This window comes from Agromyces excoecariae (assembly GCF_051715505.1).
Taxonomy (GTDB): domain Bacteria; phylum Actinomycetota; class Actinomycetes; order Actinomycetales; family Microbacteriaceae; genus Agromyces.
In genome coordinates this window covers 19758-42523 of the sequence record NZ_JBPSLA010000008.1, presented here as the reverse complement: position 1 = coordinate 42523, position 22766 = coordinate 19758, and the positions used below count along the sequence as shown (strand labels likewise).

At 67.0% G+C, this 22766-nt stretch carries 22 protein-coding genes; 11 read left to right on the top strand and 11 right to left on the bottom strand.

The annotated features are described in order from the left end of the window. Positions 1-12 precede the first annotated feature (12 nt). The 4 genes from ACSJD1_RS08335 (at position 13) to ACSJD1_RS08320 (ending at position 2843) form a co-directional block, all read left to right on the top strand. A complete protein-coding gene (locus tag ACSJD1_RS08335) occupies positions 13-420 on the top strand; it encodes a sulfate permease (protein ID WP_438854849.1) in 408 nt (135 codons plus the stop codon). A gap of 98 nt (positions 421-518) precedes the next feature. Next, positions 519-785 (top strand): hypothetical protein, encoded by a 267-nt coding sequence (locus tag ACSJD1_RS08330; RefSeq protein ID WP_438854848.1) that lies wholly within the window; start codon positions 519-521, stop codon positions 783-785. A gap of 9 nt (positions 786-794) precedes the next feature. Beyond that, positions 795-2054, top strand: a complete 1260-nt coding sequence (locus ACSJD1_RS08325; protein WP_438854847.1) for a hypothetical protein — start codon at positions 795-797, stop codon at positions 2052-2054. A gap of 204 nt (positions 2055-2258) precedes the next feature. After that, positions 2259-2843, top strand: a complete 585-nt coding sequence (locus tag ACSJD1_RS08320) for a TetR/AcrR family transcriptional regulator (protein ID WP_438854846.1) — start codon at positions 2259-2261, stop codon at positions 2841-2843. Positions 2844-2849: 6 nt separating this feature from the next. On the opposite strand, the gene ACSJD1_RS08315 is transcribed toward ACSJD1_RS08320, so the two are convergent. Next, positions 2850-4154, bottom strand: coding sequence for a flavin monoamine oxidase family protein (locus ACSJD1_RS08315; RefSeq protein ID WP_438854845.1), 1305 nt, complete (start codon positions 4152-4154; stop codon positions 2850-2852). Positions 4155-4173: 19 nt separating this feature from the next. Next, entirely contained in the window at positions 4174-4515 is a 342-nt protein-coding gene (locus ACSJD1_RS08310; RefSeq protein WP_438854844.1) for a cupin domain-containing protein, read from the bottom strand. A 351-nt stretch (positions 4516-4866) separates the two neighbouring features. On the opposite strand from ACSJD1_RS08310, the gene ACSJD1_RS08305 reads away from it, so the two are divergent. From ACSJD1_RS08305 to ACSJD1_RS08285, 5 genes are all read left to right on the top strand, one after another. Further along, positions 4867-6312, top strand: coding sequence for an APC family permease (locus ACSJD1_RS08305; RefSeq protein WP_438854843.1), 1446 nt, complete (start codon positions 4867-4869; stop codon positions 6310-6312). A gap of 29 nt (positions 6313-6341) precedes the next feature. After that, positions 6342-7157, top strand: a complete 816-nt coding sequence (locus ACSJD1_RS08300) for a MoaF C-terminal domain-containing protein (RefSeq protein WP_438854842.1) — start codon at positions 6342-6344, stop codon at positions 7155-7157. A 34-nt stretch (positions 7158-7191) separates the two neighbouring features. After that, on the top strand, positions 7192-8601 hold the full coding sequence (locus tag ACSJD1_RS08295) for an aldehyde dehydrogenase family protein (protein ID WP_438854841.1): 1410 nt from the start codon (positions 7192-7194) through the stop codon (positions 8599-8601). A gap of 131 nt (positions 8602-8732) precedes the next feature. Continuing rightward, positions 8733-9569 carry an SDR family NAD(P)-dependent oxidoreductase gene (locus tag ACSJD1_RS08290; protein WP_438854840.1) on the top strand — a complete coding sequence of 279 codons (837 nt, stop codon included), beginning with the start codon at positions 8733-8735 and terminating at the stop codon, positions 9567-9569. A gap of 7 nt (positions 9570-9576) precedes the next feature. Then, positions 9577-10350 carry an SDR family NAD(P)-dependent oxidoreductase gene (locus tag ACSJD1_RS08285; protein ID WP_438854839.1) on the top strand — a complete coding sequence of 258 codons (774 nt, stop codon included), beginning with the start codon at positions 9577-9579 and terminating at the stop codon, positions 10348-10350. A 335-nt stretch (positions 10351-10685) separates the two neighbouring features. On the opposite strand, the gene ACSJD1_RS08280 is transcribed toward ACSJD1_RS08285, so the two are convergent. Continuing rightward, entirely contained in the window at positions 10686-11276 is a 591-nt protein-coding gene (locus ACSJD1_RS08280) for a TetR/AcrR family transcriptional regulator (RefSeq protein ID WP_438854838.1), read from the bottom strand. Positions 11277-11583: 307 nt separating this feature from the next. Between ACSJD1_RS08280 and ACSJD1_RS08275 the strand changes: the two genes are divergently transcribed. Then, on the top strand, positions 11584-13056 hold the full coding sequence (locus ACSJD1_RS08275; protein WP_438854837.1) for an NAD-dependent succinate-semialdehyde dehydrogenase: 1473 nt from the start codon (positions 11584-11586) through the stop codon (positions 13054-13056). A 58-nt stretch (positions 13057-13114) separates the two neighbouring features. On the opposite strand, the gene ACSJD1_RS08270 is transcribed toward ACSJD1_RS08275, so the two are convergent. From ACSJD1_RS08270 to glnT, 8 genes are read right to left on the bottom strand one after another with little or no spacing between them, the layout of a single operon-like run. Then, positions 13115-13759 carry a helix-turn-helix domain-containing protein gene (locus ACSJD1_RS08270; RefSeq protein ID WP_438854836.1) on the bottom strand — a complete coding sequence of 215 codons (645 nt, stop codon included), beginning with the start codon at positions 13757-13759 and terminating at the stop codon, positions 13115-13117. A 7-nt stretch (positions 13760-13766) separates the two neighbouring features. After that, entirely contained in the window at positions 13767-14984 is a 1218-nt protein-coding gene (locus tag ACSJD1_RS08265) for an allantoate amidohydrolase (RefSeq protein WP_438854835.1), read from the bottom strand. Continuing rightward, positions 14981-16114: an FAD-dependent oxidoreductase gene (locus ACSJD1_RS08260; RefSeq protein WP_438854834.1), complete on the bottom strand. Its 1134-nt coding sequence runs from the start codon at positions 16112-16114 to the stop codon at positions 14981-14983. Before ACSJD1_RS08260 ends, ACSJD1_RS08265 begins: the two co-directional genes overlap by 4 nt. 17 nt (positions 16115-16131) lie before the next feature. Beyond that, entirely contained in the window at positions 16132-16671 is a 540-nt protein-coding gene (locus ACSJD1_RS08255; RefSeq protein WP_438854833.1) for a HutD family protein, read from the bottom strand. Positions 16672-16693: 22 nt separating this feature from the next. Then, positions 16694-18019 (bottom strand): FMN-binding glutamate synthase family protein, encoded by a 1326-nt coding sequence (locus ACSJD1_RS08250; protein WP_438854832.1) that lies wholly within the window; start codon positions 18017-18019, stop codon positions 16694-16696. Positions 18020-18050: 31 nt separating this feature from the next. After that, positions 18051-18758, bottom strand: coding sequence for a protein glxC (locus ACSJD1_RS08245; RefSeq protein WP_438854831.1), 708 nt, complete (start codon positions 18756-18758; stop codon positions 18051-18053). Further along, the gene (locus tag ACSJD1_RS08240) at positions 18755-19684 is read right to left on the bottom strand and encodes a class II glutamine amidotransferase domain-containing protein (protein ID WP_438854830.1); all 930 of its coding nucleotides are present in this window, start codon (positions 19682-19684) and stop codon (positions 18755-18757) included. Before ACSJD1_RS08240 ends, ACSJD1_RS08245 begins: the two co-directional genes overlap by 4 nt. Before the next feature lie 34 nt (positions 19685-19718). Then, positions 19719-21083: a type III glutamate--ammonia ligase gene (gene glnT, locus ACSJD1_RS08235; protein WP_438854829.1), complete on the bottom strand. Its 1365-nt coding sequence runs from the start codon at positions 21081-21083 to the stop codon at positions 19719-19721. Between the two features lie 207 nt (positions 21084-21290). On the opposite strand from glnT, the gene ACSJD1_RS08230 reads away from it, so the two are divergent. Then, positions 21291-22571, top strand: coding sequence for an ammonium transporter (locus ACSJD1_RS08230; protein ID WP_438854828.1), 1281 nt, complete (start codon positions 21291-21293; stop codon positions 22569-22571). Positions 22572-22766 lie beyond the last annotated feature (195 nt).

Here is a 22766-nt window from a genome sequence, read left to right as displayed (position 1 = left end):
GAGGGCTGCAGCATGTTCGGACTCATCTGGGTGATCGTCGCCCGCACTCGCCTCGCGTTCCGGCGCTTCATGCCGACGAACCTGCTGCTCGACGCCATCCACACGCGCCGCGGGCTCAAGTGGGGTGTGCCCGCGATGCTGCTTGCGGCTCCCTACGGGCTCGGAGCGCTGCTCTGCTTCGGGCTGGCCGAAGGCGGCGCTCCCGGATGGCTCAACCTCGTCGGGCTGCTCTGCATCTGGAACGCGCTCAAGTTCGTGGTCGCCGGACCAGCGACACTGATTCGGCTTGCTCGAGTGCGGACCCAGGAGGCCCGTGCGCGTCGCGCCGCGGCGGGAGTGCGCGAGGCAGATGAGCACCTTGGGTACGGCGTCCCTCCGGGCCGCACCGGCGACCGCGCGTCGGTCGAGCTGGTCAGGTAGAGATGCTCATCGCCGGATGACCGGCACGGCACTGTCGGCGCACCTGTTCTTCGCGTAAGTCTTGTGGCACGAGGATGCCGCAAGCAGGAGGTACAGCCATGACGGTCCCGCCGGAGCAGTTCGACGACCTCCTCAGCCGAACTGCGCTCGCGGCGCTGTTCTACTACCCGGAGATCGCGATCGACGATGACGATTACGACCTCCAACGGGACATCGCCTACTGCCTCGAGCCGATCGACGGACTCCCGACCGAGGACCTCGAGCGCCTCCGCACCGTCGTCGGACACGTGATCACCAATCCGTCGGCGCATCGCTCCGAGCTCCTCGCCCTGGTGATCGAGCTCGCGCCGCCACCGCGTGAGTAGGTATCTGCCGTGCCTGACCGCGATCACGACGACGAAGCCGCTCGGGCTGCAGCGAAGCGCGAACACACCCGCGAGGTGAAGCGACGCTGGCGAGAGGCGAACCTCGATCGCGTCCACGAGCAGAGCCGGGCCTGGAAGGCAGCCCACCCGGAACGCGTGCGGGAGCTGAACCGTCGCTGGCGGGAGGAACATATCGACCGTTCACGCCAGCAGAATCGCGACTCCGCTCGCCGGGCGGCCGCTCGGAAGCGCCGCGAGGCCGAAACGAGGCGGAAGGCGAGGGAACGATCGAAGCGCTGGCGTGAAGAGCATCCCGAGCGGGTCCGCACGTACCAGCGGCAGTGGGTCGAGGCGAACCGCGACAAGGTGCGCGAGTACTACAACCGCTACTACGCGACGCACCGGGACGAGGTCAGCGCTCGCGCAGCTGCCCGCCGCGACGCTCACCCGGAACGAACCAAACGCGCGTCGAAGGAGTGGGCCGAGCGAAACAAGGACCGGAGGGCGGAGCTTCAGCGCAAACGGCGGCGCGACCCTGAGATCTACAAGACGGAACTCGAGGCGAACGCGGCGGCCCGGCGGCTTGCGCGACGGCTGGCGCGAGCAGGGTTGCCGCCGAAGCGGGTTCATTCGACGACTGCGGCCGAGCGACGCGCGCACGACCGGGAGGCCGATGCATACTTTGCGAATCCAGCACTCAACGAGCACGTGCGGCAGTTCACGGTTTTCGCCGAGTCATTGACCGAGCACATGCTTGAGCATGCTCCCACAATGCGGAAGTTTGCGGAGGCGTACGCAGAGAGACGTCGGCACATCGGACTTCCGCCTCGCGATCTTGAACAGGTGGTCTACGCCCGCGCGGTAGACGTAGTGATGGCCCGCGTTCGCCGAACAGACCTATTGAGCGCACGAGACATCGCCACGGCGGTCCGCAGCACTGCCACGGTGGTTCGACAAGTTGAGCGGCAACAACAGTTCACATTGTTGGTTCAGGCGATCGTGCGCTACTCGGAGCGATATGTAGATCGGCTACTTGCCGAGGCTGAGCTGGAAAACCGCGCCCGCCGTGCGAATGAACGGCCCCCAATGCAGATCGAGCTGCTCGCATCGCAGATCGCCCTGCAGACGGTTCTGCCCAAGGTAGCGGTGGGTCGACTCGCCGTGACCGAGGTGCAAGACGCCGCGCGTGTGGCTGCAGCTCGCACCAGATGGGCCAACTTTGCGAGCACGACGCCGCAGGCACCACACGTTCGGCCCCTCGGGTGCTGACGGTTCGTCGCTGGAATGCGGTTGGCAGATCAGCATCTGATGTCGTCCCCGGTTCTCGGTCGGATGGATTCTTCGTTGGGCAGGATCCGGAGGTCGACGTTGTCCTAGTGGGAAGCCCTCCGTTGCTGCCCGTCTCGGCCGCGTTCGGTAACGCTGTTGGTACCGAAGCGCTCAGTCAGTTTCCCGGGTTCGTATGCTGGAGCCATGCATCGATCGGAGACGGGTCCCACTCGGGGGCAGGGGAAAGAAGCGCTCCTCGAGGCTACGGTGCGGGTGGTCGCTGCGAAGGGACTCCGAGGGCTGACGTTCCGAGCCGTGGCGCAGCAGGCAGGCGTGAACAACACGCTGATCGCCCACCACTTCGGATCGCGCGATAGCCTGCTGGCTGCCGCCCTAGAGTGGAGCCTCGAGCGATCGATCCGTGCAGCGGATCTCACCGATTACGCCGCTGATCCAGAGGCCTTCCGTGTCGCATTGGTGCAGAACGTCTTGGCTGAGCCCGACAGTCAGGTGTTCCAGTTCGAGATGATCATCGAGGCCAGCCGTCGCCCCGAACTCCAACCGGCGGTGAGTCAGCTGTACCGCAGATACGTCAGTGCCGTGGCCGCGGGGCTCGAAAGGCTCGGCGTCCCGATCACGCCCGGCCTCGACATCGCCCTCTTCGCTGCACTCGACGGGCTCATGCTCCAGTTCCTCAGCCGCACCATCACCGCTGATCAATTCGCCGACGCCGTCGAATCGCTCACGGAGGCGGTGTCGCAACGCAGCCGCGGTGCCCCAGTCGAATGAGCCAGGTCATCTCGCAGGGACCGACTGGGGCACGAGGACGTTGCGGGCGGCGGTGATGCCGCTTTCGATGGCGCCGTCGATGAACCCCCCCCAACCATTCGCGATGTCTGAGCTCGCCAGGTGGACTCGGCCCAACGGCTGTTGGAGGGCGGGCAACGACTTGGTGAGGTAGCCGGTTCGATGCATCGGCCAGGTCTCCTTGGCGAATTCGTCGTCCACCCAGTCGTGGGCAGCGGTCTGGAAGACGGTCATGTCGGGAATCAGCCGGTTGAGGACCTCCTGCACGGCTCCGACGTCCTTCGGGTCGATGGCGTTCGCATCGGGTCCGAATCCGACGACGAAGGTACGCCCGTCCGCCACGTACTCAGATTGGAAGAAGTTGAGTGGCCAGTCGGCCGCGCCGAGGGCGACGAACGCGGGGTGCTCGCCCTCGATCGTGAACCACACCTTCGTGCCAAGACCCACCTGGCCTCGGTCAGCCGCCTTCCGTGCCGCCTCGGGCAGCTCGGGAGTGAAGTTGATGCGCGGCAAGGTCTGCAGCGGGGCCGTTACGACAACCTTCGACGCGATGAACCGGCTGCCAGCGGCCGTCGTGACCTGCACGCGATCGCCCTTCTGCTCGATACGCCGGACGTCAGCGCCGAAACGGAACTCGGCGTCCGTGTCGCTGACGATCGCCTCGGCGAGCCGACGCGTGCCGCCCTGTACCTTGTAGGTCGCGCACGCCTCGAAGTTGACCTTCCAGTCCCCGTTGGTGAGCGCAACCCAGCGCAGTGCCTGCGTGAAGGCGGCGTCGTCGAGCCGACCGTTGAAGTTGAGCGTCCAGAAGGACTCGAGGAGTGATCGCTCCTCGGCGGAGATCGGCAGTGCTCGGATCTCATCGAGCAGCGAGATGCCGTCGAATTCCGGGAGCAGATCAGAATCGAGCGGCGAGAAGGGCTGCGGGAACACCTCGCGCGCTCGGGCGGTGAACAACTCATTCGGCCAGTCAAGCCGTTCAAGGAGCTCGTCGGGGTTGCCGGCCATCGCCCGAGAGCCATCCCACCAGTACGCGTGCTGCGGCACCGGGCTCGGTGCAAGCCCGATCCCATAGCGATGGAGTTCGGCCCAGACGTACGGCTGGGTCCAGTGCACCCACGTTCCGCCGAGTTCGAGGTCGAGCCCCATCCGCTCAGCGAGCCAGGTGCGTCCACCGATGCGGTCGCGCGCCTCCAGGACGGCGACCCGTTGGCCGCCGTGGGAGAGCTCCCGGGCTGCCGTGAGTCCGGCAAAGCCCGCCCCGATGACGATGACGTCGAAGTCCTTGCTCATGTCGATCACTTTCCCTGGCTCAGGAGTAGTCGAAGAACTCGATGGTGGGCGCCAGCACCATCCAGGTAGCGGTCATGCCCCTGTTGCTCGAGGCGGAGTCGCCGGCCTGCAATCCGAACGCTCTCCCCTCTTGGGGTTCGATCCGTAGGTGGCTTGGGAGGATGTTCACCGTCTCATCGACGTGGCCGGTGACCTCCATGGGCTCCGGGGTAAGGCCGGACGCGATGAACCGGTAGCCCGCGGATGAGTCCTTCCGCTCCCCATGGCCCGGGCGACGGTTCCACTGAACCGTCGCGACCTCAAAGGGTGCCGCGGCATCACGATTGAAGGTTCCTGCAACGGTGGATACGTCACTGGACATCATCGTCCTCCTTGGGATTGGCTCTCGCCCTCAGAGCGCAGCAGTATCTAAGCAAACGCTTAGTTCAATTGCAAGGGATGTGTCGCGGCCGGTACCCGGCTCCGGAGAGGCGCGCGAGGATCGCTCGGTGATCGCCGCGCGCAGCTGCTGCTTCTGCTCAGCGGCAAGACTGACCGAGGAGCGACGGGGGCATCCAGGACGAGGTCTTGACGGGCCGTGGAACGCGGCGTAATCTCGACCTAAGCAAGTGCTTAGCAATGTCGAATCACGAGTCGGCGGCCCTACGTGTCGACGCCCCGGCGAACGAATCCTCGCTTCCCCCACGCGAACCCAGGTCCAAAGGAGGACCCCGTGAGCAACACGACAGAACACACCTTGACCGCTCCACAGATGGGGCAGACCAGTCTGAAGGCGAACAGCTTGGGCTTCATCGGGGTGGCGTTCTTCGTCATCTCCGCTGCGGCGCCGATGGCGGCGTTCGTCGGGGCCAGTCCCGTCATCTTCTCGATCATCGGCCCGGGTGTGCCGCTCATCTACGTTCTGGTGGCGCTCGTCGTCGCGGTCTTCGCGGTCGGCTATCTCAAGATGAGTCATCACGTCGTGAGCGCCGGCGGGTTCGTTGCCTACATCTCGCGCGGTCTGGGCAAGCATGCCGCCACGGGGGCAGCAGGCATCGTCATCGTGACGTACATCTCGCTGCAGGTGGGGCTCTGGGCTCAGTTCGGCGTGTTCGCCCAGCAGCTCGCTGCGGATCTGCTTGGCATCGATCTTCCTGTCTGGGTGTGGATTCTCGCCTTCCTCGCGATCACCACGGCGCTCACGATGCTCGGAGTGGACCTGAACCTTCGAATCCTCGGAGTGCTTCTGGTGCTCGAGATGGTCGCGGTCGCCGCCCTAGTGATCGGGGTCTTCCTCAACGCCGGGGGCAAGGACTTGTCGCTCATCAGCTTCGCGCCCTCGCAGCTGGCGCAGCCCGGACTCGGCGTCGCAATCCTCTTCGTATTCGCCTGCTTCACGACATTCGAGGCCACCACGGTGTTCAGCGAAGAGGCGCGTGAACCGCGTCGAACCATCCCGCGCGCACTGTTCGCCGTGATCATCTTCGTCGGCCTGTTCTACACCATTGCGACATGGGCGGTGAGCGTAGCGGTCGGTCCGGACAACGTGCAGGAGGCAGCGGGCAACGACCTGGCAGGAATCATCTTCGGCGTAGCTCGTGAGTACGTCGGACCGTGGCTGGACATCCTGATGCAGGTGCTCGTCGTGTCGAGCTTCATCGCGATGCTCATCGGCGTTCAGAACATGTTCTCGCGGTACGTCTTCGCGCTGGCTCGCGCCCGGGCACTTCCTCGGCAGTTGGCGCGGGTCTCGAAGCGGTCGCAGGTGCCGGCCACGGCTGCCCTGGTGATCGGCGTGCTCATCGCGATCATCATCATGGCATTCCTCTGGTCCGGCGCCGACCCGATCACCGTCGTCTTCGCATGGTTCGTCGCCCTGGGGACGATCGGCTTCATCGTCATGATGGCCTTCGCGTCAATCTCCATCGTCGTCTTCTTCTTCCGGGAGAAGCTGGAAAAGGGCTTCTGGAGCACGAAGGTCGCGCCAATCGCCGCGGTGATCCTGATGGTGACCATTCTGTTCATCTCGATTCAGAACTACGACGCCTTGCTCTTCGACGATGGAGTGATCGCGCGGGCACTGCTGTGGTCCATCCCACTGGCGTTCACCATCGGGGTGCTCCTCCCCGTGTTCAAGAAGGACGTCGACTTCAAGACCGTGATCTCGGCGGGCAACTGAGCAGTTGCTCGCGCCTTGAAAGGAAGAACATGTCAAGCACACACGAGCAGCTCGCCCCGACCGAACAGGGATACGTCCCTACCGACGAGTGGCCGGACGTGACCGCGATGCTCGAGGGCTTCGGTGAGCCGAGTCTGCCTGCGAGCGCGAAGCTCGAGGGTGCCCCCCTCGACGTGCGGTTCGAGAACGGCTGGACGATCCGTCACACCTTTGCAGGCGGTCAGATCACCTGGGAGATCCTCGAGGGCGAGGGCGCCGGAATGACCGGGACCCACCCGTATCGCGCAGTCGAGGTCCGCCCAGGCATCTTTTTCGTCGACTTCATCAAGGGCGAGGGTATTCGTTCCAACGACGTCTCGATGGTCATCGACACCTCCGATGGACGCATCACAGTGGCGGATTCCTCGTTCGTCGATCGCGACGGACGCGTGCGGATGAACACCGAGTTCCTCTCGGGTCGAGAGACAGGCAAGGGTGAGATCGAGCCCCGGCCTCGGACGAGCGAACTCGTGGGCAAGCGGATCTACTACCGATACAGCCCAACCGAGCACTACGAGCACATCTACCTCAATTCGGGAACGTTCGTCTGGCACTGCGTGCGCGGCGCCGAGGTGGGGCTCGCGTGCGCGGACCCCGTGCAGGTGTTCGAGCTGGCCGACGGGATCGTCCTGCTCCACTGGAGCGAGACCGTGATGCCGGTCGAGTCGATCGTCACGATCGACCTGACGAACAGGCGGTCGGTCGGCCGAATGTTCTGCTGGGACGGGCCGACCCTCGACACCGTTCACATCCCATTCGACAGTCAGTTCACCATTCTCGATGACACCCCCTACCCGATCGACTGAGGCATCGAAGCCCCTTGTCGACGAAGGAGACACCATGACCACCACCACCACCATCCTCGAGGCGATCACTGTCCCCGAGAGTGAAGGCCGCGCGATACTGGATGCGGCGACACGTGACGTGATCGGCCATGTCCCGGTCCACACGGTCGATGACCTGGAAGCGACCATTCGGGCGGCGCGCGCAGCACAGCCGGCATGGAACGCACTGGGCCATTCAGAGCGCAGCCGCATCCTCAATGCGATCGCCGACGACCTCGAAGCCAATACCGAGGAGCTGGCGCAGATCCTGTCCCGTGAGCAGGGCAAGCCCCTCGACGGCCCGAACGCACGCTTCGAAGTCGGCGCGTGCGCGGCGTGGACGCGCAATGCGGCAGACACGGTCCTCGAGCCCGAAGTCGTGTTCGAAGCCGGCGCCTCACGCGCCGAGGTGCACTATGACGCGCTCGGCGTCGTCGGTGCGATCGGCCCGTGGAACTGGCCCATGATGATCACCGTCTGGCAGATCGCTCCATCCCTGCGGATGGGCAATACGGTCGTCGTCAAGCCCAGCAGCTACACGCCCTTGTCTGTGCTCGCGCTCGTCGAGGTGTTCAATCGGCACCTCGCCGAGGGGGTGCTGACGGTCGTCTCAGGGGACCGGCACGTCGGCGCGGCGATGGCTGCGCACCCCGATCTGGACAAGATCATGTTCACCGGATCGACGGAGGCCGGACGTCGCATCGTCGAGTCCTCGGCCCGGAACCTGGCCAGGCTGACGCTCGAGCTCGGCGGCAACGACCCGGGCATCGTACTTCCGGGCACCGACGTTTCGGCTATCGCGGAGAATCTGTTCTGGGGCTGCTTCATCAACACCGGCCAGACTTGCGCGGCACTGAAGCGTCTGTACGTCCACGAGTCGGTGTACGACGAAGTCGTCGAGACCCTGGCCGGCATGGCTCAGGCGATGCCCATGGGGCGCGGACTCGATGAGGGCAACCTCCTCGGCCCGCTCCAGAACCAGGGCCAGTTCGACATCGTCAAGGACCTCGTCGATGACGCGCGAGCGCGAGGTGCCCGGATCGTGGCGGGTGGCGAGCCTGCCGCGGACCTCGGGCCGCTGTTCTATCGCACGACGGTCGTCGCCGACATCGATGACGGCGCGCGCCTGGTGGATGAGGAGCAGTTCGGTCCCGCGATCCCGGTGGTCAAGTACAGCGACGTCGATGACGCCGTGCGGCGAGCGAACGCATCTGAGCAGGGGCTGGGTGCGTCGGTGTGGTCCAGCGATGTGGGTGCCGCGGTCGAGGTGGCCAAGCGCATCCAGGCTGGCACGGTGTGGATCAACCAGCATGGTGCGCTGAACCCGGTCGTGCCGTTCGGCGGCACGAAGCAGTCTGGATACGGTCAGGAGTTCGGCGTCGCGGGGTTGAAGGCCGTCGCCGCGCCGAAAGTCATCACCTACTGACGACCGAGCGATCCGATCCGACCGGCGGAGCTCGTGCGGAACGGTGGGTCCATGGCGTCTCGCCATGTGGACCACCGTTCCCATCGAACCCGCACAGCGGTATCGGGTGAAGAGAGCGAAGGGAACTGACGATGCCATACGCGGGTTCGCAGGTCGACGACGACGTCGTCGTGGTTACCGGTGGGGGTACGGGTATTGGGGCCGCCATTGCGGAGAGGTTTGCGAACGAGGGTGCACGCGTGGTCATCGTAGGCCGCCGCTCGGCGCCGCTCGAGGAGGTTTCCCGAAGGACCGGTGCCGTTCCAATGGTCGCGGATGCCGGAGACCCCGCCGAAGTACGGCGGGTGCTGCAGTCAGTGCTCGACCTATACGGACGGGTCGACACGCTCGTGTGCAACGCTGGTGGGGCTGGTTTCGCGCCTGTCGGGGACACCACGGATCAGGACTGGAGTGATGCCCTCCACGCCAACCTGACCACGTCGTTCGTCATGGTTCGAGAGTTTCTTGTTGCCCTTACGGGCTCCGCGGCGCGCGTGGTGATCATCTCCTCGCTCTCCGGGCTCTTCGCCGGGCCGGCCATGGCCGGCTACACGACCGCCAAGCACGCACTGATCGGACTGACCAGGTCCCTCGCCCGCGACTATGGCGAGCGCGGCCTCCGCGTCAACGCGGTGTGTCCGGGCTGGGTTCGCACGCCGATGGCCGACGACGAAATGGCCGAACTCGTTGAACACGGCACGTTCGTGTCGCGCGATGCGGCGTACGCCGCGGTCACGGCAGACGTTCCGTTGCGGAGGGTCGGTTCGCCGGCGGAGATCGCGGCGGTCGTCAGGTTCCTCGGATCGGATGAATCGTCCTACCTGACGGGAACGACGATCGTCGTGGATGGGGGAGCGCACATCGTCGATCTGCCGACGATCGCTTTCGAGAAGGCTCGTCGTCGTGCGGGCGCACCCGAGGAAAGGTGAGGTCAGCATGGACCTGGAACTGAGTGATCGCGTCGCGCTGGTTACCGGCGGTGCTTCAGGCATCGGGCGTGCATGTGTCGATGCACTCATCGCAGAGGGCGCGTCGGTGGGCATCGTCGATCGTTCCACCGACGGTGAAGCGCTTGCCAAGGAACTGCGTGAACGCGACGCAAGGGTCGTCTTCAGCCAGGCCGACGTGACCGTCGAGAGCGATGTGATCCGGGCCGTCGACGAAATCCACGGCGAGTTCGGCAGGATCGACCTTCTGCTCGGCTGCGCCGGGGTGTCCGGCCCTGTGGGTACACCCCTGGGGAGCGTCGCTGTCGCCGAGTGGGATCAGGTGATGGCGGTGAACGTGCGCGGCAACTTCCTGGTCGCGAAGCACTCGATCGCACACTTGGAGCGGAGCGACGTTCGCACGATCGTCTTCCTCGCGTCGGATTCCGCGTTCGTGGCTTTCGACGGGATGGGACCGTACACCGCGTCGAAGGGAGCCGTGGTGGCGTTGGCGAGGGCGTTTGCCGTCGATCACCCGTCGGTCCGCACCAACGCCTTGTGCCCGGGCGTGGTCGATACTCCGATGTCGAGGGGGGACATGGGGCGCCCGGATGGCTTCGCGGGGAGCGGACTCCCTGTGATGTCTGCGGATCAGCTGGCCAAGCAGGCCGTGTTTCTCGCCTCGCCCGCGAGCTACCCCATGAGCGGGACCACTCTCGTCTCGGACTTCGGCTACCTCGCGCGATCGGCACTCGGCGCGCTCGATTTCGCGAACAACGCGTGAAACGGGTGACACGTCTCGCTCCGACCCTGTCCCCGTCAGGAGCGTTGCAGGACCACGCCGGTCACCATCGCACCGGGCTACCGAGCGACCTTCGCCGTGCTCGATCGCGACCTCTTCGCCATCCCGGCGGCTGAGATCCACGGCACGAAGGTGCGCGAACATGCGCGTCCGGAAGGCTCGTGCATATGCACGATTCCTGACCAGATTCAGATGCAGATCGGGCCATCGATTGGATGCTTACTGAGCCACCCCGCGGTCGAAGGTGCCCAGGAGTCCCTCATCTTCGCGTAGTGCGCCATGGTCTCCTCACGGCCTCCCGACCGGGAGCTCGGCGCTCACCGACTCTCGAGGAGAGTCGACGGTTCATCACTCACATTGCCGACCGCCACGCCGAGTGACTCAACGGCGTCCGTGAGCTGTTCCGCAGAGATCGCACGACTCAAGTACTGCAGCATGAGCCCATCGAGGGCGGCGAACATCCCAAGGTTCAGACCGTCATTGGTCGGTACCCCGAGCTGCGCACGGCCCTTCGCAAGCGACGCGACGTACCGCTGGTACAACCCCCGCACTGCCGGCTGCAGTTCCGGACGCCGGCTCGACTCCAGGATCATCTCGAACTGGAAGACTTCGACGTCCGGCTCGGACAGCACGTTCTTCACGAGTGCATCGCGGAACGAACGGGCATCGGTCGCGTACTCGGAGAGGTCTGCAGCGCCGACTGAGCGATCGGCGGTCCACTCGAGGGCCGCTGCGAGGAGCCTGTCTCGGGACCCGAAATGGTGTGCGATGAGCGTGTTGTTGACGCCCGCTTCCTCGGCGACTGCCCGGAAGGTGAGACCCCTCAGTCCCTTTCGGGCGACGACGCGGACAGTGGCATGAAGAAGGGCCTCGCGACCCTCGCCGTGATTGCGCGCTCTCGACCCCACGCTCTAGAGCATAGGCACCCCTCGCCGCTCATGGCACGCCTACTAAGCATTTGCTCAGGCTTGGCGAACAAGGGCGAATTCTCCCTATCAACCGTTGACCAATCACTAAGCACACGCTTAGGCTTGCTCAGCAATCGCCGGTCATGACCGCCATCTCGGAGTCGTCGGCGCGCGCGCATCGTTCCCTGAGGGGCCGAACGGAGGCAGCGGGGCCGCCTTCACCGCACCGCTCACGTCACACCTGCCGGAGTACGGGAGCCGACATCCATTCGACGCGAGAGCGCATCTGATGACACGGAGGAATCTCATGGGTAGTAGTCAGGAGTCGCGACTTCTCGCTGCGGTGCCGGATGGCTTGTTCATCGGCGGCGCGTGGCGAGCCGCCGCGGGAGGAAACTCGCTCGACGTGTGCGACCCCGCGACCGGTGAGGTCGTCAAGACGATCGAGGACGCGTCGCCGTCGGACGGTGTCGCGGCGCTCGACGCCGCCGTCGAAGCATTTCCTTCATGGTCGCGAACGCCCGCCCGCGAGCGCGCGGAGCTCCTGCGACGGGCCTTCGACCTCCTCCAGGAACGCAAGGAGGAGTTCGCGCTCCTCATGACCATCGAGATGGGCAAACCGCTTGCCGAGGCACGCAGTGAAGTTGCCTACGGCGGGGAGTTCCTTCGCTGGTTCGGCGAGGAGGCCGCTCGGGTGCAGGGACGCTACGGAGCAAACCCCGAGGGGACGGGGCGCATGATCGTGTCGCAGCATCCGCTGGGGCCATGCTTCCTGATCACGCCATGGAATTTCCCACTCGCAATGGCGACGAGGAAGATCGCTCCGGCGCTTGCAGCCGGCTGCACCGTCGTCATCAAGCCCGCAGAGCTCACACCGCTCACCACGCTCTACTTCGCGAAGCTCCTCGAGGACGCTGGGTTGCCCAAAGGGGTCGTCAACGTCTTCACGACATCGTCCTCCGGTGCGGTGTCCGAGCCAATCATTCGAGATCCTCGGTTGCGCAAGCTCTCGTTCACGGGGTCCACCCAAGTCGGACAAAGGCTCCTCGAGCAGTCTGCGCAAGGAGTCCTTCGAACGTCGATGGAGCTCGGCGGCAACGCGCCTTTCGTCGTGTTCGACGACGCGGACCTGGACCGTGCAGTGGCAGGTGCGATCGCGGCGAAGTTCCGAAATGTCGGACAGGCATGCACCGCTGCCAACCGCTTCATCGTCCACCGGACGGTGGCCGACGAGTTCGCGCAGCGTGTTACCGCGCGTGTGAACGAGTTCCGGGTCGGCCGGGGGACTGTGGACGGCGTGGCGATCGGCCCACTGATCGATGGGAAGGCAGTCGCGAAGGCAACGTCACTCGTCGCCGATGCTCTCGAGCGGGGCGCGCGCGTGTTGACCGGCGGCGCCGCCATCGATGGACCGGGCACCTTCTATCAGCCCACGGTCCTGACCGACGTCGCGCCCGGGAGTGACATTCTCCGAGAAGAGATCTTCGGTCCTGTGCTTGCCATCGCGCCCTTCGACTCGGAAGACGAGGCGGTCCGGCTCGCGAACGACACGCAATACGGACTGGTTTCGTACGTCTTCACCGAGAACCTGGCGCGCGGCCAGCGCATGATCGAGCAGCTCGAGACCGGCATGATGGGGCTGAACGTGGGCGCGGTGTCGAACGCCGCGGCCCCGTTCGGAGGCTGGAAGTCGTCGGGTCTCGGCCGGGAAGGCGGTGCCGAGGGCATACACGAGTATCTCCAGACCAAATACACCCTTTCTGCCAACCCATTCGACTGAAGCCGCCCGGGTGAAAGGCCCTGTCGGTCCGGCACGCCATCTACGGGTAGTCCCGCGACTAGGACAACGACGAGTGGCGTGGTCTGGGCAGGCTCACGGGTTCACTCGAGCGGATCGCAAGGAACCGAATCGGAACTTCGAGGAGTTCAATCGGCCCGTGTGACGCCTCGCCGTCGAGCAGCAACGAATCGCCGGGGCTCATGTCATACTCGTAGCCGCCGTGAATGTACACCATGCGACCTTCGAGCATGTGGAGGAACTCGGTGCCAGGGTGCTGGAACAGCGGAAACACGTTGGATGCGTCGGTGAGCGTGACCAGCGTTGGCTCGAGCGTGTTGGGGGTGTCCTTGAGCACGCCGAGCATCTGGTATTGGTGGCCGTGCTGAGTGCCGCTGCGCACGCTGACGCTGCCGGCGCCTGACTTGGTGAAGGAGGCCTCACGGTCACTTGCCGACCCGCGGAACAGCGCGGTCACGGGGATACCGAACCCGTCGGCGAGTCGTTGCAGCGTCGTCAGCGAGCACGACGTGTTGGCCGACTCGATCCTTGAGATCATGGCCTTCGACAGTCCCGTGCGTGCGGCGAGGTCGGCCGCCGAGATCGCCTGCTCGGCGCGGTAGCGGCGCACCTGCTGGGCGATGACCGCCTCCAAGGCTCCGCCGTGTGAGTCGGCGTCGCCACTTTCCTGCATTCCCGGACTCACGTCGCCATCATAGGCCCGGTGCTCCCGCGAGTTCGGCGATCACGGCGGCCAGCGCCACGGCGCCCGCCTCGGCGTCTGCGTCTTGGACGAGCTCCTCGGGCGAGTGCGACACGCCGGTGGGGTTGCGGACGAACAGCATCGCGGTCGGAATGGAGGCAGCAAGCACGCCCGCGTCGTGACCAGCACCCGTGCCGAGCTCCGGTGCGGCGGGCAGGGCTCGTCGGAGGGACGCGCGGAGCCCGAGATCGAAGTCGACGGTCGGACTCAGCGACTCCTCGCGCACCTCACCGCGACAGCCCTCGGCATCCGCGTGCTGCGCCACGAGGTCACGAACGCCGGTGACGAGTGCCGCGGTGACCAGGTCGTCGGGGTGCCGGATGTCGATCCAGAAGCTCACCCGCGAGGCGATCACGTTCGTGCCGCCGGGCACCGGCTCGATTCGGCCAACGGTCGCGCGGGCGTCGTCAGTGGCTCGCGCGAGGTCGCGGATTGCGACGATCACCTGCGCGGCGGCGACCATGGGGTCGCGGCGGTCCGCCATGAGGGTGGTCCCCGCGTGGTTGCCCTGCCCGTCGATCACGACCCTCCAGCGTCCGTGTCCCAGGATCGACGACGCGATGGCGACCGGATGACCGAGGTCGACGAGCCCACGACCCTGTTCGACATGCAGCTCGACGAACGCACCGATGCCCGCCAGCGTGTCGGGGTCGGCGCCCATGTGCGCGGGGTCCAGCCCGTCGCGTTGCGCCACGTCCGCGAAGGTGTCGCCGTCGGCGTCCCTCAATGCCAGGGCGCGATCGAGACCGATCGCGCCGCCGAGCAGTCGCGAGCCGAGGCACGCGACCCCGAACCGCGACCCTTCCTCCTCTGGGAAGACCGCGATGGAGACAGGACGGCGCACCGACCACTCGCTCGCCTGGAGCAGGTCGACGGCCTCGAGCGCCGACGCGACGCCCAGCGGGCCGTCGTACCCGCCCCCGCCCGGCACGGAGTCGAGATGGCTGCCGGTCACGATTGCGGGTCCGTTGGAGCCTGGTGGCGTCCACTTCGCCCAGAGGATGCCGTTCCGGTCGCGCTCGACGGCGAGGCCGCGTCGATCGGCGTGGTGCATGAACCATTCGCGCAGGTCACGGTCGGCCTTCGAGTAGCCGGGCCTGCTGTACCCACCGCGCGTGCGGTCCCGCCCGATCGGCGCGATCTCGTCGAGCAGTCCGGCGACGCTCATGCGTGCGCCACCGCTCGCAGCGGGCGGAAGCGCTCAGGCACGCCGCCATCGTCGGCGACGAGACGTGCCGCGAGTTCGCCGATCAGCGGTGCGAACTTGGCGCCGTGACCCGAGCACGGTGAGAGGATCGTCAGGCCGTCGACGCGGTCGATCACGAAGTCGTCGTCGGCCGTGCTCGTGAACAGGCAGGTGGTCTCGGCGTACGGCTCGGGCACGAGGCCGGGCAGGGTCCGGCGCACGTACTCGACAAGCCGGTCGCGGCCGACCGGGTCGACCACGCGGTCGTGATCGAGGGCCGAGCGGATGACGCGACCGCCCTGGTACTGCGCCACCTTCTGTCCGCGGTGGTCCGCGTCGCGGCCGCCGGGCAGGGCGTACACCTGGATGTCGTCGCGCTTGTGGATGAGCGTCGGCCACGGCTCGCTGCCGTCGCGGTATGGGAAGTGCAGCGCTTGCTCCTGCCATACCGTGAGCGCGGGCATACCCGCCAGCACGGAGTCGGGCAGACTGAGCCGGTCGAGGAGGTCGGGCAGCCAGCCGCCAGCGGCGACGACGAGCTGCGACGCACGGATCACCTCGCCAGACTCGGACTCGACGAGATAATCGTCGCCGTCGCGTGAGACCGCGGCCGCGATCCATCCAGTCCGGAGCTCAGCGCCGGACGCCTGCGCGAGCTGAACCATCGCCTCGACAGACCGTTCGGCATCGATCACGCCGGCGGCCTCGTGCCAGAGCACGGACCCCCCGAAGTCGATTCCGGGCCACCGCGCGGCGGCCTCGGCCTCGGTGAGGAGCTCGTGCGGGATGCCTGAGGCCTCGAGCACGGGCGCGAGCGACGCGGGATCCCGGCGGGCGCCGAAGTCCAGTGACCCGGTCGGCGTGATGAGCCTCTCACCCGAGAGCGACTCGAGCTCGTCCCAACCGGTTCGCGATTCCTGCACGAGTCGGGTGTAGAACGGGTCGGGGTAGGCATAGCGGAAGATGCGGGCCGAGCCGTGCGAGCTGCCGAGCGGACCGGCTGGCACGCTGCGCTCGAGGATGACGACGTCGTGCCCGTGCTCCGCGAGCTTCCATGCTGCGGCGGCACCGGCGAGGCCGGCGCCGAGGACGACGATCGGGTGGACGGACATGCGGGGGAACCTCTCGATCAGGTATCGGTGGACGTGATGTCGAATCGGGCGACGAGTGCCTCAGCGCACGCGACGCTGCGGGAATGAGTGGCCGGCAGCAGGGTCGTGCCCGCCGGGAGGGCGAGCCCGCCGGTCGCGGTTGTCGCCGAGAGGACGACGGCGGCTGCAGCTGAGGGCGGCACGGGGATGAACCCCCGATGGGAGGAAACGTGCCACGAGACATCCGCGAGCCCGCGCCGCACCATGAGGTTGACCACAGAGACCGCCCGACCGCCGGTGGAGGGCAGCACGCGCGACTCGCCCGCGAATCGGACCCCATGCCCCGGCTCGACGTGGTGCCACCGGCCGTCGATGTTCAGTGGCAGTGGATGGTCGCCGAGAGGGATGAGCACCCGGTCGACGCCCGGCAGGCTGGAGAACCGCATGCGTCCGCGGATCTCGGCGATGCTGAGTCGCCAAGCCAGCCGTCTCGCCATCACGCGGGTGATCCCCAGCCCATTCGCCCAAAGCTCGGCCGTGACGTCGGATGGCACGACCACATCGGGCTCGGCGGCCACCTCGGGTGCGCTGCTCATCCGGTCAGCCTCGGCCGGGGATCCAAGACGTACCCGCGAGTGGGACACCCGCCATCGCTGCTGACTCCACGGTCAGTGCCACGAGATCCTCGGGCTCGAGGTTGCGCACGTGAGACTTGCCGCAGGCGCGGGCGATGGTCTGCGCCTCGAGGGTGAGCACCCGAAGGTAGTTCGCGAGCCGATGCCCGGCGGCGATCGGGTCGAGCCGCGCCGACAGCTCGGGGTCCTGCGTTGAGATGCCGGCAGGATCGCGCCCGTCCTGGAAGTCGTCGTAGTAGCCGGCTGCCGACCCGAGCTTCGCGTACTCGTCGGCGTACCGCGGGTCGTTGTCGCCGAGGGCGATGAGCGCGGCGGTGCCGATCGCGACCGCGTCTGCGCCGAGTGCGAGCGCCTTCGCGACATCCGCCCCCGAGCGGATGCCGCCCGAGACGATGAGCTGGACGCCCGTGCGGTGAACGCCGAGTTCCTGCAGGGCCGCCACGGCCGGGCCGATCGCCGCGAGAGTCGGGATGCCGACGTGCTCGATGAACACCTGCTGAGTCGCCGCGGTGCCGCCCTGCATGCCGTCGAGCACGATGACATCGGCGCCGGCCTTCACCGCCAGTGCGGTGTCGTAGTAGGGTCGCGAGGCGCCGATCTTCACGTAGATGGGCGTGCGCCAGTCTGTGATCTCGCGGAGCTCGGCGATCTTGATCGTGAGGTCGTCGGGTCCGGTCCAGTCGGGGTGCCGGCTGGCCGAGCGCTGGTCGATGCCGACCGGGAGCGTGCGCATCCCGGCGACGCGCTCGGTGATCTTCTGGCCGAGCAGCATGCCGCCGCCGCCGGGCTTTGCGCCCTGCCCGAGGACGACTTCGATCGCGTCCGCCTTGCGCAGGTCGTCGGGGTTCATGCCGTATCGCGAGGGCAGGTACTGGTAGACGAGCTTCCGCGATTGGCGGCGTTCCTCGGGCGTCATGCCGCCATCGCCGGTCGTGGTCGAGGTACCCGCTTCGGACGCGCCCCGCCCGAGCGCCTCCTTCGCATTGGCCGAGAGTGCGCCGAAGCTCATGCCCGCGATGGTCACGGGGATGTCGAGGTGGATCGGCTCGAGCGCGTGCCGGGTGCCGAGAGTGACGTCCGTTGCGCAGCGTTCGCGATAGCCCTCGAGGGGATATCGCGACATGCTCGCGCCGAGGAAGAGCAGGTCGTCGAAGTGGGGAAGGGCGCGCTTGGCGCCCCAGCCGCGGATGTCGTAGATGCCCGTGGCGGCGGCGCGCTGGATGTCGTTGATCGTCGCCCGGTCGAAGGTCGCGGATTCGCGGAGGCCGAGGGAGGCGAGGTCGTGGGTCATGGGATGCTCCGTGGTTGGACAGTGTCGCTGGTCAGTACGCGCCGGCGTTGTCGACGTGGAAGTGGTAGAGGTTGCGGGCTGAGCCGTAACGGCGGAACTCGGAAGGGTCCTCGGTTCGCCTCGCGCGGGCCAGCAGATCAGCGAGTTCGGCGAGGTGTTCGGCGCGCATGGGCTTCTCGACGCAGTCGGCGCCGAGCGAGGCGACCTCGCCGCGCACGTAGATGCGGGCCTCGTAGATCGAGTCGCCGAGCGCCTCGCCCGCGTCGCCGCACACCACGAGTCGGCCGGCCTGGGCCATGAACGCCGCGGCGTGGCCGATGCTGCCTCCTACCACGATGTCCACGCCCTTCATCGAGATGCCGCACCGGGCACCCGTGTTGCCGTCGACGACGATGAGGCCGCCGTGGCCTGTCGCACCGGTCGCCTGCGAGGCGTCACCCGTGACGTGCACGACGCCGGACATGATGTTCTCGGCCAGACCGACGCCTGCGCTGCCGTGAACCGTGACGGTGCCACGCTGGTGCATGCCCGCTGCGAAATAGCCGACGTTGCCGTGCACTGCGACCTCGACCTCCCGGTCGATGCCGACGGCGATGTTGTGCGCGCCGGCGGGCGATTCGACGACCCATGATGTGCCGGGCTCGGCGTCGTGCAGCCGCCGGTTCAACTCGCGAACCGAACTGCTGGCGAGGTCGACGCGCGCCGTGGCCTCAGTGCGCGTAGGTGCGGTGATCGTCATCGGGTTGCTCCTTCCAGGGCGGCGGCCTCGAGCCGCCAGGTGTAGACGACGCCCGGCGAGGGCTCGAAGATGCGGGCGTCCTCGATGCCCGGCAGGCCGGCGAGCGCGCGGTACTCCGACGCCATCGCGACCCAATCGTCGGTCTCGGCGATGACGGCGGGCTTGCAAGCGATGGGGTCGCGCACGACGGCCATACTGTCGGCCGTGGTGACGACGAGCGTGTAGAACCCGTCGAAGACCTCCATCAGCCGCTCGAGCGCGACCGTGAGGTCGTCCCCCTGCGACATCCGCACCGCGATGAACCGCGCCGCGACCTCGGAGTCGTTCTCGCTGTCGAACTCGACGCCCTCGGCGCGCAGCCGGCGGCGAATCGAGGCGTGGTTGCTGAAGGATCCGTTGTGGACCAGGCAGAGGTCCTCTGCGACCGTGAAGGGGTGCGCGCCGACTGCGGTCACGGCCGACTCCGTCGCCATCCGCGTGTGCGAGAGCGCCTGGGTGCCCCCGATCTCGGTGAGGCCGTAGGTTGCGGCGAGCTCGACCGGGTGGCCGACGCCCTTGAGAACCGCGACGTGCTCGCCGCGGCCGATGACGTGCGCTTCAGGCGCGGCGGCCCGTGCGGCCGCCTCGAGGACGGATGGCGCGACGTTCGCATTGACGAGCACCGACTCGGCGTAGACGACGACGGAGGCCTTCGCGCCATCCGGGAGCGCCTCACGCAGTCGCAGGAGCAGCGCATCGGGATCGACGTCGCCGATGACTGTGAGTGTCGACGTGCCCGACGGGGTCATGCGCTCGGAGCCGTAGAGCGCCAGGCCGGCCGAGTCGGGGCCGCGCTCGACGATCTCGCACAGCATGCCGCGCATGTAGGTGCCGAGCTCGCCGCGGAGGGCGGGGTTGCGGATCTGGAGTGCTGCGATGCCGCACATGTGGAGGTCCTTCCTTCGGATGGGGGATTCCGGCTCAGAACGCCGTGAGGTACTGGTCGATCTCCCAATCGGAGACGGTGTTATGCCACCGGAGGAACTCGTCCTCCTTCGCATCGGCGAAGTACGTGCCGACGCCACGGCCTCCGCCGATCGCCTCGAGGAGAGCGGGGTCCTGGCGCAGCGCCTGGACGGCATGCAGCAGCGTGGGTGGCAACGGGGCAGAGGTCGTGCGCGACTCGCCGGGCCCGCACGGGTCGCCCGGGTCGGCACCCTGCTCGATGCCGGAGAGCCCGGCGAAGAGCACCGCGGCGAGCGCCAGATAGGGGTTGGCGGAGCCATCGCCCGCACGGAGTTCGATGCGCGTCGAGTCGGGCACGCGGATGAAGTGCGTGCGGTCATTGCCGCCGTACGTCGCATGCTTCGGAGACCAGGTCGCGCCCGAGGCACTGCTCGTCGCGCCGCGACGTTTGTACGAGTTGACACTCGGTGCGAGGAACAACTGGAGCCCCGGCGCATGGTCGAGTACACCACCGACGAACGAGTACGCCAGCTCGGAGAGCCCGAGCCCGCGCGGATCCCCTGTCGTGGGAAACACGGGGGAGTCTCCGTCCCAGAGCGAGACGTGGAAGTGCAGACCGTTGCCCGAGCGGTCGGTGAACGGCTTCGGCATGAACGTCGCGGTCATTTCGCGCTGCTCGGCGAGCATGCCGATGAGATAGCGCAGGGTGATGACCCGATCGGCGGTCACAAGGGCGTCGTCGTACTTGAAGTTCTGCTCGAACTGACCGGGAGCGTCCTCATGGTCGTTGGCATAGTTCGACCAGCCCAGGAGGTTCATCGCATCGCTGACCGCCGCAAGGTGGTCGTACATCCGCGTCACGCCGCGCGCGTCGTAACAGGAGCGCGCCCCGTCGTCGCGGGTGTCCGCGGTGCTGAGCCGGCCTTGTTCGTCGCGGTCGACGAGGAAGTACTCAACTTCCGCGCCCACCTTTCCGCTCAGGCCGTGCTCGGCCAGGGCCGAGAGGGCGCGCTTCAGGATGACACGGGGCGCGAACGGCCACGGCTCGCCGTCGACGTATGGGTCGCAGTGCACGATCGCGAGTCCCTCTCGCACGAAGGGGATCGGCGCGTACGAGTCGAGGTCGGGCACGGCGAGGAGGTCGGTGTCCTCGGGCTTCTGCCCGATGAGGCCGGCGGCGAAGCCGGCGAATCCAAGTTCGCCGGCCTCGAGCTCGTCAGCGGCGGAGACCGGTACGAGCTTGGCGCAGGGCTTGCCGTTGAGGTCGACGAAGACAGCAAGGATGAAGCGGACGTCGTCGGCGTGCGCTCGCTCGCGCAGGGACAGCCGCGTGGTCGGCAGCGTAACGACGTCGCTGCCTTCCATGAGGGGAAGGGACATGAGCGGAACTCCTCGGAGTTGAATGCCGGTGAAGTGTGTTGAACGACAGTAACAAGTCGGTTGAGGCGAACAGGTCACGCCAGTGTTTCGAACTCGTAAATCTCCGGCCCAGGGATGTCACGGGATCTTCACCGCACTGAAACGCGCCTCAGGTTCCCTCTCATGAAAATCAGTTGCACGACAGTCACCACTCGAGAGAGGATCCCCATGGATCAGGGCAACACCACATTCGTGCTGCTGTCGGCAGCACTCGTTCTCCTCATGGCCCCCGGGCTCGCGTTCTTCTACGGCGGCCTCGTGAAGGCCAAGAGCGTCATCAGCATGATGATGATGACCTTCGGCGCCGCTGGCCTCATCGGCGTGCTCTGGGTCCTCTACGGCTACGCGATCGCCTTCCCCGGCAGTGATGGCCTCGTCGCCCCCTGGTCGATCGACTGGTCGGCACTCGGGCTCACGAGCATCCTCGAGATACCCGAGGATGCGAGCTATCCGCCGCTGGCCTTCGCCGCGTTCCAGGCGACCTTCGCGATCATCACCGTCGCGCTCGTCTCCGGCGCCATCGCAGATCGGGCCAAGTTCGGGGCCTGGATGGTGTTCGCCGGCCTCTGGGCGACCGTGGTCTACTTCCCGGTGGCGAGTTGGGTGTTCAACTTCGGCGTCGCTGACGACGGCTCCTTCGCATATGGCGGCTGGATCACCTACGGCCTGCAGGAGGCGTTCGGCGTCGGCGTGATCGACTTCGCCGGGGGCACGGCGGTGCACATCAACTCCGGCGCAGCAGCGCTCGCGCTCGCCCTGGTGCTCGGCCGCCGCGTCGGATTCGGCAAGGGCGCCCACATCCCGCACAACCCGCCGTACGTGCTCCTCGGAGCCGGGCTCCTCTGGTTCGGCTGGTTCGGATTCAACGCCGGCTCGGAGCTCGCCGCCGACGGCACAGCCGCCATGGCATTCGTCAACACGCTCGCGGCACCCGCCGCCGCGCTCCTCGCCTGGCTCGTCGTCGAGAGGATCAAGGACGGCAAGCCCACTTCGATCGGCGCCGCATCGGGCGCGGTCGCCGGCCTCGTCGCGATCACGCCTGCATGCGCGGCGCTCACCCCGGTCTGGGCGATCGTCCTCGGCCTGGTGGCCGGCGGGGTCTGCGCGCTCGCGATCGACCTCAAGTTCAAGCTCGGCTTCGACGACTCGCTCGACGTCGTCGGGATCCACCTCGTCGGCGGACTCATCGGAACTCTCTACCTCGGCTTCTTCGCCAACGGCACCGGCCTGTTCATGGGCGGGGACGGCACCCAGCTCGTCGTGCAGGCGATGGCGGCCTTCTCGGTGCTCGCCTACTCGTTCGTCCTCACGCTCGTCATCGGCTTCGCCATCGAGAAGCTGATGGGGTTCCGCGTGAAGAACGAGGACGAGGTCGCCGGCATCGACCTCGCAGAGCACGGCGAGGAGGGCTATGTGCTCGAGGGGCAGGTCGCTGCCGCGAGGACCTAGGGATTGGCTCGGGCGCCCGGCCGGCCTCGCCCCGCCGGGCGCTCCAAACCACTGCGATTCGGGCCAGGGTGCTCACGGACGCTCAAGCGCAGGGGAGGCAGGTCGCTCCTACGGGATCTTAAGCAGGATGGAGTGCTGCAGTCGGAGCGAAGCGCCCCGGTCCTTGGCGGCGTGCTGCCGGGGACCGGGGCGTCG

Coding starts and splice junctions, on each gene's coding strand:
- ACSJD1_RS08335 (WP_438854849.1), top strand. CDS start 13: ATGTTCGGACTCATCTGGGTGATCGTCGCCCGCACTCGCCTCGCGTTC.
- ACSJD1_RS08330 (WP_438854848.1), top strand. CDS start 519: ATGACGGTCCCGCCGGAGCAGTTCGACGACCTCCTCAGCCGAACTGCG.
- ACSJD1_RS08320 (WP_438854846.1), top strand. CDS start 2,259: ATGCATCGATCGGAGACGGGTCCCACTCGGGGGCAGGGGAAAGAAGCG.
- ACSJD1_RS08315 (WP_438854845.1), bottom strand. CDS start 4,154: ATGAGCAAGGACTTCGACGTCATCGTCATCGGGGCGGGCTTTGCCGGA.
- ACSJD1_RS08310 (WP_438854844.1), bottom strand. CDS start 4,515: ATGTCCAGTGACGTATCCACCGTTGCAGGAACCTTCAATCGTGATGCC.
- ACSJD1_RS08300 (WP_438854842.1), top strand. CDS start 6,342: ATGTCAAGCACACACGAGCAGCTCGCCCCGACCGAACAGGGATACGTC.
- ACSJD1_RS08295 (WP_438854841.1), top strand. CDS start 7,192: ATGACCACCACCACCACCATCCTCGAGGCGATCACTGTCCCCGAGAGT.
- ACSJD1_RS08290 (WP_438854840.1), top strand. CDS start 8,733: ATGCCATACGCGGGTTCGCAGGTCGACGACGACGTCGTCGTGGTTACC.
- ACSJD1_RS08285 (WP_438854839.1), top strand. CDS start 9,577: ATGGACCTGGAACTGAGTGATCGCGTCGCGCTGGTTACCGGCGGTGCT.
- ACSJD1_RS08275 (WP_438854837.1), top strand. CDS start 11,584: ATGGGTAGTAGTCAGGAGTCGCGACTTCTCGCTGCGGTGCCGGATGGC.
- ACSJD1_RS08265 (WP_438854835.1), bottom strand. CDS start 14,984: ATGAGCGTCGCCGGACTGCTCGACGAGATCGCGCCGATCGGGCGGGAC.
- ACSJD1_RS08260 (WP_438854834.1), bottom strand. CDS start 16,114: ATGTCCGTCCACCCGATCGTCGTCCTCGGCGCCGGCCTCGCCGGTGCC.
- ACSJD1_RS08250 (WP_438854832.1), bottom strand. CDS start 18,019: ATGACCCACGACCTCGCCTCCCTCGGCCTCCGCGAATCCGCGACCTTC.
- ACSJD1_RS08245 (WP_438854831.1), bottom strand. CDS start 18,758: ATGACGATCACCGCACCTACGCGCACTGAGGCCACGGCGCGCGTCGAC.
- ACSJD1_RS08240 (WP_438854830.1), bottom strand. CDS start 19,684: ATGTGCGGCATCGCAGCACTCCAGATCCGCAACCCCGCCCTCCGCGGC.
- glnT (WP_438854829.1), bottom strand. CDS start 21,083: ATGTCCCTTCCCCTCATGGAAGGCAGCGACGTCGTTACGCTGCCGACC.
- ACSJD1_RS08230 (WP_438854828.1), top strand. CDS start 21,291: ATGGATCAGGGCAACACCACATTCGTGCTGCTGTCGGCAGCACTCGTT.